Genomic DNA, 15489 nt, shown 5'->3' with positions numbered 1-15489 from the left:
ATCACCTACATTTGATTGAAAGCAACTGCAATTTTAGCTCCTAGTATCGCATTGTTCTCAACTAGTTTAATATTTGTGTGTAAACTCTTACCATCAGATTTTTCAACGATTTTACCGAGTAAGAATGGCGTAGAGTCTTTGCCGCTAATACCTAGTGCTTCAGCTTCTTTAACTGCTTCTTCAATGATACTATCGATATATGATTTAGATAATTCATCTTCTTTAGGTACTGGGTTAGCGATAACTACGCCACCTTCAATATCTAAATCATTTTTAACTTTACAAATACGTGCAATATCTTCTGGATTTTCAGATGAGCTGTTCAATTTAATACCGCTCTCTCTCGTAAAGAATGCTGGCAACTCATCAGTTTTATAGCCAATTACTGGTACGCCTTGAGTTTCAAGATATTCCATTGTTTTTGGCAAATCTAAAATAGATTTAGCGCCCGCACAAATCACTGTGACATTCGTTTTACTTAATTCTTCTAAATCAGCTGAAATATCCATAGTGCTTTCAACACCTCTATGTACACCTCCGATACCGCCAGTAACAAAGAATTGAATTGCTGCTAAATCAGCACACATCATCGTTGAGGCAACTGTAGTTGCGCCGACGCGTTTAGTGGCAAGCACTTCTGTAAAATCGCGGCGTGATACTTTCGCAACATTGTCACTGTTTGCAAGTAACTCTAATTCCTCTTTTTCAAGACCAATTTTAATTTTTCCGTCGATTAATGCAATCGTTGCTGGAATCGCACCGTTCTTGCGTATAATATTTTCGACCTTTGTTGCCATTTCAACATTCTGTGGATAAGGCATACCGTGTGAAATGATGGTTGATTCTAATGCTACAATGGGTTTGTTCTCTGCTTTAGCTTGTTTCACTTCTTTAGAAAAATCAATGTATTGTTTCATTTTTATATTCCTCCAGGTCTCTAAATAATTGTTTTTTATCTAAGTTTTGTCTCACTGTATATTCAGTTTCAATTGTTTTTCGTGAATTAATCATTCCTGCTGTTAGTATGCTTTCAGTATCTAGTTCATTTAGCCAACTGAATATCACAGCACTAGAGAAAGAGTCTCCAGCTCCCGTTACATCAACAACATGGTTAGAAGGTATAACAGACTTAATGACTTCTTCTGTATGATTTCTAAAAATAAGTTCTTTGATGCCATTAGTAATAATGACATTTGTCACGCCCAAGTCATTCCATTTTTTAGCAGCATTTTTTAAATCATCTGTATTAGTGATTTCCATATTTAAATAAGTTTCTGTTTCATCTCTATTTATAATGAGCCAATCGATAGCATGTAATGAATCAGGCATATTTTTCATTTTTGGAGACGACACAGGTATAATAATCAGTTTAATATTATGCTTTTCTGAATAAGCACATAGAAAATCCATTGCGTTTTTTGAAATATTAAGATCTGCAATAATACATTTTGCTTTAATTAATAAATGGGTTCGCTTAATTAAAAATTCTGGTGAAATATAATCATAGACTTCCATATCTGCTAAACCATATTCCATATTACCTTCATTATTGATTAATGCAGTATATGAACCAGTATTAGCGCTTTCGATTTGTTGCACATGATCTAAATTCATAAATGGACTCGACAATTTATGAATCATATCCCACTCACTATCGTTTCCGCTTACTGACAAAAATGCAACAGTTTCTCCCATACGTCCTAAATTCTCTGCAATGTTTCTTGCAACACCACCTATGGATCTTGTTGAGGTTACAGGATTAGAAGTTTCTAACTGCAAATCAGTATGGACGTAGAATTTTCTATCTAAGTTTGCAGCCCCGATACAAACAATAGGATAGTCTTCGTTTAGAACGTAGGCCTTTCCTAATACATATTCTTTACGTATAAGGCCAGAAATAATATTTGCAACGGCTGGCCTTGATAATCCAATAGATTGTGCTAATTCTTGTTGTGAGATGAATGGGTTTTCTTGAATGCGATCTAAAACTGCTTGTTCATTTTTATTCATATGACGAACCTCCTTTGCTATAAAGTAAAAGTTAAACTTAAGTTTAAAATATAAACTTTTGTTTAATTTTATAAGATAATAGCATGAAAATTCAGTTTTGTATACGCTTACAAAAGATAGTTGCTAATTTTGTAATATTTAAATATAAACATTTAGGGGAGGAAAATCCTTTAAAAATCAGTGTGCTGTATACTAAAAATAAATGCTTGGGGTGATTAATTAGCACTCATTGAAAATTTTTTTCATGTAGTTAATGAAGTATAAAGAGGAGGTTATAGATTTGAACATGTCATGTAAATAAATATACATAATCAAAATAAAACGCATCTCCAATCAAAATGGAGACGCGTTTGTATGCAATAAACATAATGGGTGTTGCATATAAAAAGATTAGCTTGAATTGTATATGTGTTCAATTTAAGTTAGATTGTTCGTTTAGCTTTCGTTATTGTTCGTGCGATCTGTATCTTCTTTGTCATTGAATAAAGAAGAGAACTTTGATTTTATATCGTCTAATTTATGATTTGCTTTGTCTAGCTCTGCTTGCATTTGATTAGTGTTACCATTGTCTTTTTCATTTTTGGCTTGTTTTAAATCGTCTACGGTAGTTTGGTATTTCTCTGCTAAATTATTTGTTTTATTAGAATCTGCTTCTTGTTTTAAACTATCTACTTTATCTTGTAATGCTTGCAACTTAGAATCGGTGTTATTGTTAGAATTAGAAATGTTCTCTTTTAATGATTGAATATCCTCCTTAACTTCATTATTTTGGCGTTGGAAATTGACGTTACTACCTTGAGTATCATTTGATTGGTTTTGATTAGCAGACTGCTGCTCGCTTGTCTGTTTAGTAGACTGTTGTTCATTATTATCACTGTTTATATACGTGGTAACTGCAAAAATGATGACAACGATCAGTAAGACAATGACCCCCAAACCTAACCAAACGTTTTTACGTTTAGCTTTTTTATTTTCATCTAATAAATATAATTCACGTTCACGGTCTTGTTGATTATAATGTGGTTCTTGATTATGGCTTTTTTGTGAATTCGTATCATATAACTGATTACTTTTAGTTATACGACGGTAAGGCTGGTATAATATATCTCCAAAAATAGCTTGTTGTTGTTCATCACTTACAGTGTGAATATTTAAATCCGTGTTCACTTTTCCATTTTTGTCTAGGGCAATTATCTTTCCGTCATCTTCAATTTTTAAGATTTTTGGATAATCACTGAAAGAATGGTTGTCATTCATTGTCTCACCTTCAATTTTCTTTAAATATAATATTGCGTACTTTGTGTATACCCCACTAATGTAGTCTAAACATTAATTTTTTTAATATTTCTTTAATAATGGAAGCATGACGTTAAAAATGGCTGACCTCATAAATGATATGAAATCAGCCTAGATACAATTTTAACTATTGAGTTGTCTACTTAACTGGATGTAGCTCATTTCTATCCCTAGCTTGTATAAAAGGATTTAATACCCTGAATCAACTTCTTCTCCATCTTCATCATATTCGGTAACATAGCCATCTTCATCAATGGTATAAGAACCAGCTAATTCACCGTCTTTATCAGTGAATGAGAATCCCCAGCCATCTTCCGTTTTTTCAGGTTCTTTATAAGTATAATTATCTGTATCTAATGCGCTCCCTTCATAAGACTCTACTTTATCTATAACATTTTCACGTGTTACTTTCTCTTCAGAACTAGAATCACTATCGTCATCTTCAGACTCAGAGTTAGTCTCTTTTTCCAAAATTTTATCTTCGTAATCACTGATAGCGTCGTCATCAAAAGATAATGAAACATCTATTTCATCTTCGTCCTCTTTTGGACTTGAAATGTTTTCTACACTAGATTTGAATTGCTTACCTTCAACTTTTGTTGTAGCGTAAACTTCGACTTTTTCATCTGGTGCATATGGCCCATATGTTTCTGAATCAAATTCATCAAAATTTGGTTGTTCTTTATCATTAATGTAAAGTTTGAGTGTATCTGAATTAGCGTATGTTGAATCAATAGTTACAGTAAAACGTTTTTGTTTGAATTGTAGATCAGCACTATTACTTTCTGACATATCGATATGAACCACGCCTTTGAATTTTTTATCCTCAACGTTTTGTGTTGCTTTTAAATCGTATATACCGATAGGGAAGTCATCAAGTGTTTTTGTTTTATCTTGTTTTAACTTAACTTGTTTTGTTTCACCGTTAAGTTTATAAGAAAGTGTACTGTTTTCATTTGATGTAATAGAGACCGGTTCAGTACTTACGTTAAAAATGTAATTTTTAAATATTCCCCATTTTTTATCATCTTGAGTAATATTAATAAGGGAGGTATCACCTACAGTGACTGTATGATCATTTAGTTTGTGATTTTTTACATTTTTAGCACTATTTTGTAATTCATCTGCAACGCGATCAACGCTATCTGTTTCATCAATATATTTATAAATTGCTTTAGCTTCGTCTTTAGAAATGGGATCTCCATTTGATGTTAAATGATTGGCCAAGCTATCTGTATCTTGGTCTTTTAAATCTTTAGAAATTGCTTCTGCTTGTTTAGTTGGAGATAATTGTGCATCGATGATTTTATAGGCAGTAAATAAAGCAATTATAATAACAATGACGGCTACAATGATGATATATATAGGTAATTTTGATTTTTTTGGTGGTGTTGGGTGTGTTGATCTTTGTTGGACAGGTGTGCCACATTGTGTACAAACGCGTTGGCCTGGTTTGAGTTCTGCGCCACAATTATTACAATATTTCATGGTTGACTCCCTCCTTAGTAACCTGTGTTAAAAAATGAACTTAAGTCATTTAATGTATTTGAAATAGTACCCTCGACTAGGATGCGTAAAATGACGCCTAAGATAACGATATAGATAAGCATAGAATAAATGACTGGCATACGTATGCTCTGATTATGGCTATATTTGGTAATTAAGTATATTGGTGCTATGAAAGTAAATAATATAGAAATAATAATAAGTAGTACTGCAAAACTAGGTACATGGATTGCTGAAAATAGTAAACCTAGTAAAAGTATCACCACTGATAGGGTGTTTATTAATACAAAATCTGAAAGTGCTTTATGTAGGCTTATTTTAATATTTAAAATTTTAATTAGAGCAAATGTGATACCAAAGAGCACTGTAATTGCTATGAGCAAGAAGAATGTAATGTTAAAAACTACACTTGCTTTGCTGCTCATAATATATGCTATTTCAGCTGGGATAATAATGGCTAGTAGTATCATTGACAATATAAAACCAGCTATAATTACACTGAATAATGTTTTATAAGAAAAATAGTGTGGGCTGGCAAGTTCTTTATCTGGATGACTGAAAGCAGTTGAAAAGAAATTTTTTGACTCATTTAAAATAACATTTGTGTGTGTTGAAAATGTTTCGTTTTTATGATTTGACTGAGCTGAAGGTTGTGTCGTTTCTTGTTTTGAAATGGAATGATGCTGTGTTTGTTGGGATGTGGCAGTCGAATTGACCTTTGTATTATTAGATTGTTGTGTTAGTTTTGTCCCACATTCCCCACAAAACAAATCTGATGTTTCGATAGGACTTCCGCAATTTGGACAATGCATATAACTTCCCCCTTGTAATGTATATTGAAATATATTATCACACTAATATTTATGAAACGCTACAGTTTTTGAAAATTAAATAATTTAAAATTTTAAAAACAGATAATGAATATAGAATGCTTTTTATTAAAAAAGAATTAAAATAAGCGGACGATAGCGTATATGGTAAAATAATTAACTATATAGCACGTTTAGTTTAAAGGTAAAAAGAAATATATTTATTAATTGGAATTTCAATTATAAAGCATGTTGGAACTAAAACAGCTTATACAAGGAGTAGATATCATATGGTAAAAAGATTATTGAGCGCCAACGCATCAGAACTCATTGAAATGACAGGCAAAGAATTGAAGCAGAGTATTAAAGCTAGCGCTGGACGTGTCGTTTTATCTGAAAACATCGTTACTGAAACGCCTATGGTGCCAGATATTTCTAATGCTGAATTAGCCCGTGCGTTTGGTGCAGATTTGATTTTATTAAATGGTTTTGATGCATTTAATCCAAAAGTAAAAAACATTGGTGAAGGGGCGCACGTGATAGAGACATTGAGATATTTAGTTGGTAGACCTGTAGGGGTGAACTTAGAACCAGTTGATAAACGTGCAAATATGACCGAGGCACACTTAGATATTGCACTAGGGCGTCAAGCAAGCTCTGAGACAGTTCGAGCGCTCGAACAATTAGGTGTCAATTTTATTTGTATGACAGGCAATCCAGCAACTGGAGTAACCAATGATAAAATTATAGAAGCAATTGAAAGTACAAGCGCACATTTTTCAGGTTTAATTATTGCTGGAAAAATGCATAGCTCTGGCGTAGATGAACCTGTTATTACAAAAACATATGTAGAAAAATTCATTGAAGCAGGGGCAGATATGATACTTGTACCTGCAGTTGGTACAGTCCCAGGTTTTGACGAGACGCAACTTAAAGATATTGTGAAAGTCGTACATCGTAATGGTGGGCTTGTGATGTCAGCTATTGGTACAAGTCAAGAAAGCGCTGATCCCAGTACAATTAGAGATTTTGCGATTAGAAATAAAATATGTGGTGTAGATATCCAACACATTGGTGATGGTAGTTCCTGTGGACTAGCACCGGTGGAGAATATATTTGAATTGAGTAAAGCGTTACGGGGTGAAAGACATACGCTATCAATGATTGCAAGGTCAATTAACCGTTAATAGATATAAAAATATTATAGTGACATCAAGAAATAAATCAGTGAAAATATTTTTTATTAAGAACAGTAATGAAACCAAGATATGACGTTGAGTTTCATTACTGTTTTTTTAATTTTTAAATAGGGTTAAATAACCACAATTGTTAATATATGAATACTTTATTTTAAATATAATATTCTATATCAGATGCTCATGTTCTCACTTTTTGTATTACTAACATAATTTATATACAAATTATTTAATGATTAATTTATAATTTTAAAAAGTAACTGCTTGTGATAGATGTGCAACTTTTCGGATTACGAGACGAAAGAGATTACACACCTATCATTAATAGTAAGCGGTTACAATATATATGTAAGGAGGTTGCTCGTGTGTTAAGCAAGAGACAGCATCATATATTAACATTCTTACTTGAACGTGAATCGTTTATACCTATTCATCAGTTAGCTACACAATTTAATGTTTCAGAAAGGACAATACAATATGATTTAGAATATATAGAAAGTATGGCACAGAAATTAGATTTAACTATTTTTAGAAATAAAAATACAGGTATCAAGATTGAAACTACAATGCCACTCAATGATATGACTAATCGATATACAGCGACTTCAATTCATTATTCTAAAGAAGAGCGCATACGTTATATCATACTGAAATTGTTTGAGTCTAATATTCCGACATCTTCCCAATCATTAGCTAACATGGTTTCAGTCACACGTAGAACAATTGTAGATGATTTAAAAAGTGTACAAATCTGGTTAGCCTCATATAATTTGAAGTTAACATATATCAAAAACAAAGGATTTATTATAGAAGGTGAAGAAACACATTACCGCAAGGCATATGCGTCATGTGTACACGAATATTTTCAAAATCATACACATCAAATAGGACATAAACTCTTTTCTAATAAAGAACTAGAAGATATTCGATTGGCTGTAACGTCAGTGTTATTTGAAGCAAATTATCAATTAGTTCAAAGCGCAATAGATGGTTTGATTTATCACATATTAATTGCGATACATCGTGCTAAAGAAAAGTTTGTTTTTGAAATTCCCGAAGTAGAATATGAAAAATTAGCAAAAACAGACCAATTTCGTGTGGCAATATTGATAAAAGCATCTTTAGAGGAAAAATTTGAAATACATTTTCCGAAAAGTGAAGCAGGTTTTATCACGTTGCATTTATTAGGTGCTAAAACGTCAGAAATGAACTATGCAAGTGAAGACGTAGATGATTTAGAAATTTTGACGGAACAATTGATTGAACGGATCAGTGCTGATTTAGGACTAGATTTATTGAATGATAGCAAATTATTAAATGGATTGATTGTTCATTTGAGACCAGCTATTCATCGATTGAAATTTGACATGACACATAAAAACCCACTAACAGATGAAATACACAAACAGTACCATCACATGATTGAGAGATTGCAACATCATATTTGGGGGATTGAAGAGAATTATCAAATTTGTTTTAACAGAGATGAATTGGCATATATTACGCTGCATTTTGCATCAGCTATTGAACGTATTTCAGCGATTACAACAAATGCTATAAAAGTAGTGCTCCTCTGTGGATCTGGTGTAGGGACATCGCAATTATTGAAAAGCAGGATACGGCATATCTACCCTGAACTAGAAATTGTAGACGCTTATTCAATATATGAAATTAACGAAACCCTATTGAAACATGAAGGCGTCGATTACATTATTTCAACCGTGCCATTTGAACATGAATCGATACCTGTACTTCATGTTTCGCCATTTTTAGATAAAAACGATCGAAAGCAAATGAACGATATTATTAATATTTCAAGAGAAAAATACGTTAATGATATCAAGGGATTAGGACCAACATTGCAAGACGTTTTACCAGAAAATAGGATTTTAACATGCCAGCCTTCACTTTCTAGAAATGAAGCTATTAAGCAAAGCGTTGGAGCGTTAGTTGATGATCAAATTGTAGATGATATTTATGCAGAAGAAATTATTGAACAACTCGATGCGTTCGGGCCCTATATGGTTATTAGCCCGCATATCGCGTTATTACACGCTAAACCAACGCATGTTAAAGGTTCAGTAGGGTTTAGCATTGTACATTACAAAGGTGGTATTCATTTTGAACATAACCAATATGATCCTGTTTTTATCATAGTGACATTAGCAACAGCACAACCCCAAATCCATTTGAACGCGTTAAGACAATTTAGTGAATTAGTGATGGACGAACAGTATAGAAACAAACTGTTTTTAGGAGATATGAATGAAATCATGCATTGTATCAATGAGGTGAGTCAACATTAAGGAGGAAAAAATGACATTAGAAATTTTATCAACTGATAAAGTGCAAGTGCTTGATAAAGTGGAAAACTGGCGTGAAGCGATTCGTGTTGCAGCTCGTCCTTTACAAGAGCAAGATTATTTTAAACAAGATTATATTGACGAAATGGTTCATAGCGTAGAAAAGCTAGGGCCATATATTGTCATTGCACCTGAAATAGCTATCGCACATGCACGACCTAATGACAATGTAAAAAAGATAGGTTTAAGTTTGTTGAAATTAAATCAGCATATTAACTTTTCAGAAGAAGGGCATTATGCTTCGTTAATTTTTGTTTTAAGCGCTGTAGATAATGAAGGGCATTTAGAAATACTAAGGCATTTAGCAACGACTTTAGGCGATCAAGAGACCGTTTCGGTATTGTTAAAAGCACAAACGCCGGTTGAAATTATAAATATATTTAAAGGAGAATGATGAAAATGAAAATTTTAGTAGTGTGTGGTCACGGTTTAGGAAGTAGTTTTATGGTAGAGATGAATGCGCAAGAGGCATTGAAAAATTTAAATGCGCCATCAGATATTAAAGTAGAACATAGCGATGTTATGAGCGCCAGTCCAGATATGGCAGATTTATTTATATGCGGTAGAGATTTAGAAGAAAATACACAAAAACTAGGCGACGTGATTGTACTAGATAACATATTAGACAAAGAAGAACTACAACAAAAATTAGATGAAAAATTAACTGATCTAAACGTACTTTAATATTCAGTAAGGAGGTAATACGATGAAGCCAATACTTGATTTTATCGTTGATGTGTTAAGCCAACCAGCGATATTAGTAGCCTTAATCGCTTTTATTGGATTGATTGTCCAAAAAAAATCAGCCACTGATATTACTTCAGGTACAATAAAAACGATTTTAGGATTTTTAGTCTTGAGTGCAGGTGCCAATGTGGTGACGCAATCGTTAGAACCATTTGGTAAAATTTTCCAACATGCATTTGGTGTACAAGGCGTTGTACCGAATAATGAAGCTATCATTTCAATTGCTTTAGAACAATATGGCACGACTGCAGCATTAATTATGGTCTTTGGTATGATTGTAAATATTATTATTGCACGTATTACAAATTTGAAATATATATTTTTAACAGGCCATCATACATTTTATATGGCTGCATTTTTAGCCATATTATTGTCAGTTGGTCATATAACAGGTACATTGACTGTGATTATTGGTGCAGTGATTTTAGGTTTGATAATGGCATTATTACCTGCGTTAGCACAACCGACAATGAAAAAAATTACTGGCAATAACCAAGTCGCGTTAGGGCATTTCGGTACGATGAGTTACTGGGCTGCGGGCGAAATAGGAAAGTTATTTAAAGGAAAGTCTAAATCTACGGAAGATATCAATTTTCCGAAAGGATTGAGTTTCTTAAGAGAAAGTACGATTAGTATTTCGTTAACAATGACATTACTTTATTTTGTAGCAGCGTTATTTGCTACACCAAGTTATGTACATGCAGAAATTAGCGACGGACAGAACTTTATTGTATTTTCACTTATCCAAGGTGTTACTTTTGCAGCAGGTGTGTTTATTATCTTAACTGGGGTTCGCTTAATTCTTGCAGAAATTGTACCTGCATTTAAAGGCATCTCTGAAAAATTAGTTCCTAACACCAAACCAGCATTAGACTGCCCGATTGTCTTTCCTTATGCACAAAACGCTGTGTTAATAGGCTTTTTTGTAAGCTTTATTGTAGGCGTTATTGGCATGTTTATATTATTCTTATTCGGTGGCGTGGTTATCTTACCAGGTGTAGTAGCACACTTTTTCTTAGGCGCTACGGCCGGTGTATTTGGTAACGCAAGAGGAGGCATAAAAGGCGCAGTTGCTGGTTCAGCATTAAATGGTCTTTTAATTACTTTCTTGCCACTTTTATTCCTACCGTTTTTAGGTGAATTAGGTGGCGCTGCTACGACATTCTCTGATACAGACTTCTTAGTAGTAGGTGTTGTATTAGGAAACATCGCTAAATACTTAGGGATTATCGGCATCATTATCTTAATTATTATTGTTGCAGCTGTATCAATCATGTTACAAAAACGTACAAATCAAAAAGAAGCAAACGAACAGCAATCATAAATAAAACAAGGGACGAGTCAGAAATCATATTTTTCTAAAATGATTTCATAGACGCGTCCTTTTTAATGCCAATTTACATTCATGCTTTATAATAAACAAGCTGAGTTGTTGTAGCTAATAATACCCCATTAGAACTCCAAATTTCACCGGTTTGATCGTAGAAACCCTCATTAAAATTAATTGCACGGGTGTGTCCTAGCACAGGTTGCGCTCTCTCTTTGCCTAAAGTTGATGCATCTATGTGAAAATAGATTGTTAATGATACTGTCCCAATCGGAACGAAAGGTTCGCGACGGACGTATATTCTAGGGAAAAAAGCATCGCAAATGGATGTGAGTGATAGGTAATCTAATTTTCTCTTTGGCATGTCTTCTATCCATTGCAATGTAACAGAATCTGTAACGCTGTCGTTTGTAAAGGCACGAGGCGCACCTTTAATGATTCTAATATCATAATTTTGTACCCATGGCGGTACATCTATCATTGGTAATTTGGGAACTTCTTTGAATGGAGGCGCTTCTGGCATTGCTAATTCTGTAGAAGACCAAGTGTTCCTTTTGAGTGCAGTCACGGCAGTACTTGATATAACTGTTTGTTCATTTTGCAAGAGTTCTACGTACCAGTGTTGGGTTGAGCGATTTGTTCTTGTTGGTTTTGCTATTATTTTAAAATCTTTATCTTTGACAGGTGCAGCATAGTTGACCGTGAGTGAAACAGGGCTTCCAATACAATCGGGGTGTTCTAAGATAGAGCGTAATAATGTTGAAGCAATAACGCCACCAAATGGGCCGATCATATTCGCATAATTGGCAGACGTGTGTCCGAAATAAACACCTGTTTCTTGTTGGTTTAAGTATGTTGCGTTATCAAAAGGGTGTGATTGCATATTGAATGTCATTTACAAGTCTCTCCATTTTGTATTGATTATTGAATCATTTCTTTATATACCTTGTGGTTTTGATATGAAGCATATAGTAGTGGCGCATTTAGTTGATACTGTTTCGCTAGATTTAATAAATAACCTTGTAAATGGTCAGCTTCGATATTCAATCCTTTTTCCATGTCGCGTTGCATAGAAGTTTTGAAATGGTAAGATAACTGAGTTAACCCCTTCATATATTTTTCAACGATATTGTCATCCAGTGGTGCTTTATGAGTTCGTATAATAGATGCAACTTCTTCATATAAAGATCGGACGAAATCCACGCCACCTTTACTGTCGCGTATAGGACCGATTGGTGCATGCATCATTGTTGTGACGCTAGATAAAACAGTGATCATTAAATATTTTTGCCATATACCACGGTTAATATCAGAACTTAACATAAAGTCGGATTTGGAACCGGAAAAAGATTGCTCTATTAGTTTAGCTCTATCACTAACTGTACCATCCAATTCTCCAAAGAAAAGTTTGTCAAAATCGCTTGTTTGTACGACTTCACCAGTTGTATTTAAGGCAGTTTCAATGATGCAATACCCGCCCATAATTTTATTTTTTCCAAAAATAGATTGTAACTTTGGAATATGTGCGACACCATTAAGTAATGGGATAATCACAGTTTGTTCGTGTACAAATGGTTTTAAGTCCTCAATCGCTTGGTCAAGATGATACGATTTTGAAGACAACAGGATAACATCAAAAGGTTCCGTTTCTGCTTCTTTAGTCATCAACTGTGGATTAAAGCTATAATCTCCATTGTCACTATGAATCACCAAACCATTTCTTTCTAAATAGGATTTTCGTTTCGGTCTTACTAAGAAAGTGACATTTTTACCGCTTTCTACTAAACGACCACCAAAGTATCCTCCTATGCCGCCTGCTCCCAAGATTAAAATACGCATCTTAAACACTCCTTGTTTTTCTAATGAATAAATATTGCTATTTATATACCACTATTCCTTTAAAGTTACGCATACAAGATTGCGAAGTGATTTATTATTAAACATCAATCAATAGCTCATATTTAAAATGATCATATAAATTATGGTGGCCACAGGTTTGTTTATATTTAATGAAAAACCGCCAAAATCCTACTAGTTAGCATTATTTTACATAATTTGAATGGATTTATTTATTACTAATCATGTAGATATATCCGTTTCACATGGAACAATTTCTATCCATTTATTTAAAATGGTTAATAATTAGAATTTTCTAAAATTTAATTGACTAAATATGAGTATAATGCTAGGATTAATACAATTCAAATACATAGTTTTGACTCTTATCAAGAGTGGTGGAGGGACGTGCCCGATGAAACCCAGCAACCATCGTTTAATGAAATGGTGCTAATTCACAGGAAGTAATGTTTACTTTCGGAGATGAGAGAAGGTGGATACTTTCTCTTATTTAAGAGGAAGTATTTTTTTACATATGAGTTCATTTTGTTTTAAAACATATTAAGGAGAGATGTTATGAAAAAGTTAATCAGCTTAGCTATATTAGTGTTTTTTACAATAATACTCGTAGCGTGTAGTTCATCCAATGGTAAAGAAAATAAAAAAGTTACAATCGCCACATCACCAGCACCGCATGGAGAAGTATTAAAACATGCTAAAGATGAAATGAAAAAAGAAGGTTATGATTTGGAAATTAAAGTGGTTAATGATTATAAAGTACCTAATAAACTTTTAGATAAAGGCGACGTAGATGCGAACTTTTTCCAACATGTCCCTTATTTAAAAGCGGAGAAAAATGATCACAATTATAATATAGAAGAAGTGGGAAAAGTATTTACGACGCCAATGGGAGTTTATAGTAAAAAGTATAAAGATATCAAAGATATTCCTAATGGGTCTACGATTTATGTTTCGAATAATCCGGCAGAAGAAGGGCGTTTCTTATCTTTTTTCGTAGATAAAGGATTAATTAAAATTAAAAAAGGCGTCAACATTGAAGACGCTAAATTCGATGATATTGTAGAGAATAAAAAGAACCTTAAATTTAATAATAAGCAAGGCGCAGAATTTTTACCTAAAACATATAAGAGCAAAGAAGGCGCAGCTGTTATTATGAACTCGAATTATGCTATTGATAACGGTTTAACACCGCATAAAGATGCCATCGCAATTGAAGGGAAATCATCTCCATTTGCAAATATTATTGCAGTTCAAAAAGGTCATAAAGATGATGAGGAATATCAAACATTATTGAAAATTTTACAGTCTGACGATATGAAGCAATTTATTGAAAAAGAGTATAACCAAGATGTGGTTCCGTATGAAAAATAACCAAAGAGTGAGATAATTAATATATGATATAAAGACATAGGGGGCAAGGATATATGACAAAATTAGGCATCATTGGACTTGGTAGAGTTGGAAGTCAAGTTTTAACAGATGTGCAGAGTTTAAATATTTTTTCAGAAATTGTATTAATTGATACAAATGAACAAAGAGCGAGTGGAGAAGCGTTGGACCACGAACATATACAAGGTTTACCTAATTCCAATCATATTGACATACATACCGGAGGATATGAAACATTAGCTGACGCGGCATTTATTGTAGTCACATCAAGTGTACCGACTGATCCTGAAGTAGGTGACCGTGTTGCTTTGGCGCAAGGAAACCGTAAAATGATAAAAGCAGTCATGGAACAAATTAGTCAAGTAACACAAGACGCGATTATTATTTTAGTTTCTAACCCAGTAGATACAATGACTTATTTAAGCAATCAAGTAGATTATCCAACACATAAGATAATCGGGACAGGAACAGCTTTAGAAACGTCACGTTTTAAAACGTTAATATCAAAATATTATCAAGTAGACCCTAAAAATATTGAAGCTTTTGTAATTGGCGAACATGGTGTACACGCAGTACCAGTATGGAGTAAAGTAAGGGTGCATGGCATGGAACTACATGAGTTTGAAAAATTGGCTGGTATACCGCCCATTGATAAAGAGAAAATCATTGAAATTATTGATAAGGTATCTATGGATGTTTTTTATCAAAAAGGATGGACGAATGCGGCGATTGCTAAAGTAGTCAATTATGTTATTCAATCCATATATTTAAACCAAAAAACAATTATGCCATTAACTTCAATTAGCAATGAATATGGATTGGCAGAAAGCGCCTTTAGTTTACCCACTTTAGTAACTCGTGATGGTATTCAGCAACGTTTTGAAGTTCAGTTGAGTGATGTAGAACTTGAACAACTAACTGAAGCACATCAATACATTCAACAAACCATTGCTAAAGCAAGTGAATAATTTTTGAAGACGTAATTATAG

The 15489-nt window shown here is 33.4% G+C and carries 14 protein-coding genes and 1 riboswitch; of the genes, 7 read left to right on the top strand and 7 right to left on the bottom strand.

The annotated features are described in order from the left end of the window. Nucleotides 1-5 precede the first annotated feature (5 nt). The 5 genes from KA900_RS05465 to KA900_RS05445 all read right to left on the bottom strand — a co-directional run bounded on the left by KA900_RS05465 (nt 6) and on the right by KA900_RS05445 (nt 5624). Nucleotides 6-917 (bottom strand): pseudouridine-5'-phosphate glycosidase, encoded by a 912-nt coding sequence (locus tag KA900_RS05465; RefSeq protein ID WP_210139348.1) that lies wholly within the window; start codon nt 915-917, stop codon nt 6-8. Beyond that, nucleotides 901-2010: a carbohydrate kinase gene (locus KA900_RS05460; protein ID WP_107644369.1), complete on the bottom strand. Its 1110-nt coding sequence runs from the start codon at nt 2008-2010 to the stop codon at nt 901-903. Before KA900_RS05460 ends, KA900_RS05465 begins: the two co-directional genes overlap by 17 nt. A 435-nt stretch (nt 2011-2445) precedes the next feature. Next, the gene (locus tag KA900_RS05455) at nt 2446-3267 is read right to left on the bottom strand and encodes a hypothetical protein (RefSeq protein ID WP_103373175.1); all 822 of its coding nucleotides are present in this window, start codon (nt 3265-3267) and stop codon (nt 2446-2448) included. A 228-nt stretch (nt 3268-3495) separates the two neighbouring features. Further along, nucleotides 3496-4794 carry a TcaA second domain-containing protein gene (locus KA900_RS05450; RefSeq protein ID WP_107644367.1) on the bottom strand — a complete coding sequence of 433 codons (1299 nt, stop codon included), beginning with the start codon at nt 4792-4794 and terminating at the stop codon, nt 3496-3498. Nucleotides 4795-4808: 14 nt separating this feature from the next. Further along, complete coding sequence (locus KA900_RS05445; protein ID WP_096808299.1) at nt 4809-5624, bottom strand: zinc ribbon domain-containing protein; 816 nt, start codon at nt 5622-5624, stop codon at nt 4809-4811. A gap of 287 nt (nt 5625-5911) precedes the next feature. On the opposite strand from KA900_RS05445, the gene KA900_RS05440 reads away from it, so the two are divergent. The 5 genes from KA900_RS05440 to KA900_RS05420 all read left to right on the top strand — a co-directional run bounded on the left by KA900_RS05440 (nt 5912) and on the right by KA900_RS05420 (nt 11251). Continuing rightward, nucleotides 5912-6808, top strand: a complete 897-nt coding sequence (locus tag KA900_RS05440; protein ID WP_096808300.1) for a DUF7916 family protein — start codon at nt 5912-5914, stop codon at nt 6806-6808. Nucleotides 6809-7182: 374 nt separating this feature from the next. Then, a complete protein-coding gene (locus KA900_RS05435) occupies nt 7183-9123 on the top strand; it encodes a BglG family transcription antiterminator (protein ID WP_210139347.1) in 1941 nt (646 codons plus the stop codon). 10 nt (nt 9124-9133) lie between these two features. Beyond that, the gene (locus KA900_RS05430; protein ID WP_096808302.1) at nt 9134-9574 is read left to right on the top strand and encodes a PTS sugar transporter subunit IIA; all 441 of its coding nucleotides are present in this window, start codon (nt 9134-9136) and stop codon (nt 9572-9574) included. Between the two features lie 5 nt (nt 9575-9579). Then, on the top strand, nt 9580-9864 hold the full coding sequence (locus tag KA900_RS05425) for a PTS sugar transporter subunit IIB (RefSeq protein ID WP_096808303.1): 285 nt from the start codon (nt 9580-9582) through the stop codon (nt 9862-9864). A gap of 22 nt (nt 9865-9886) precedes the next feature. Beyond that, nucleotides 9887-11251, top strand: coding sequence for a PTS ascorbate transporter subunit IIC (locus tag KA900_RS05420; protein WP_096808304.1), 1365 nt, complete (start codon nt 9887-9889; stop codon nt 11249-11251). A 79-nt stretch (nt 11252-11330) separates the two neighbouring features. On the opposite strand, the gene KA900_RS05415 is transcribed toward KA900_RS05420, so the two are convergent. Both KA900_RS05415 and panE read right to left on the bottom strand, forming a co-directional pair. Beyond that, nucleotides 11331-12149 (bottom strand): acyl-CoA thioesterase, encoded by an 819-nt coding sequence (locus KA900_RS05415; protein ID WP_103373265.1) that lies wholly within the window; start codon nt 12147-12149, stop codon nt 11331-11333. Between the two features lie 26 nt (nt 12150-12175). Then, nucleotides 12176-13093: a 2-dehydropantoate 2-reductase gene (panE, locus tag KA900_RS05410; protein ID WP_096808306.1), complete on the bottom strand. Its 918-nt coding sequence runs from the start codon at nt 13091-13093 to the stop codon at nt 12176-12178. Nucleotides 13094-13473: 380 nt separating this feature from the next. Then, a riboswitch (SAM riboswitch) is annotated at nt 13474-13580 on the top strand. Nucleotides 13581-13666: 86 nt separating this feature from the next. Here panE and KA900_RS05405 point away from each other — a divergent pair. Next, nucleotides 13667-14482, top strand: a complete 816-nt coding sequence (locus KA900_RS05405) for a MetQ/NlpA family ABC transporter substrate-binding protein (protein WP_107644363.1) — start codon at nt 13667-13669, stop codon at nt 14480-14482. A 53-nt stretch (nt 14483-14535) separates the two neighbouring features. Continuing rightward, on the top strand, nt 14536-15468 hold the full coding sequence (locus tag KA900_RS05400) for a lactate/malate family dehydrogenase (protein WP_096808308.1): 933 nt from the start codon (nt 14536-14538) through the stop codon (nt 15466-15468). Nucleotides 15469-15489 lie beyond the last annotated feature (21 nt).

It is taken from the genome of Staphylococcus sp. GDY8P120P, from assembly GCF_017892065.1.
Lineage (GTDB): Bacteria > Bacillota > Bacilli > Staphylococcales > Staphylococcaceae > Staphylococcus > Staphylococcus nepalensis.
The sequence above is the reverse complement of the archived record's forward strand: the minus strand, read 5'-3'. Positions and strand labels throughout refer to the sequence as shown.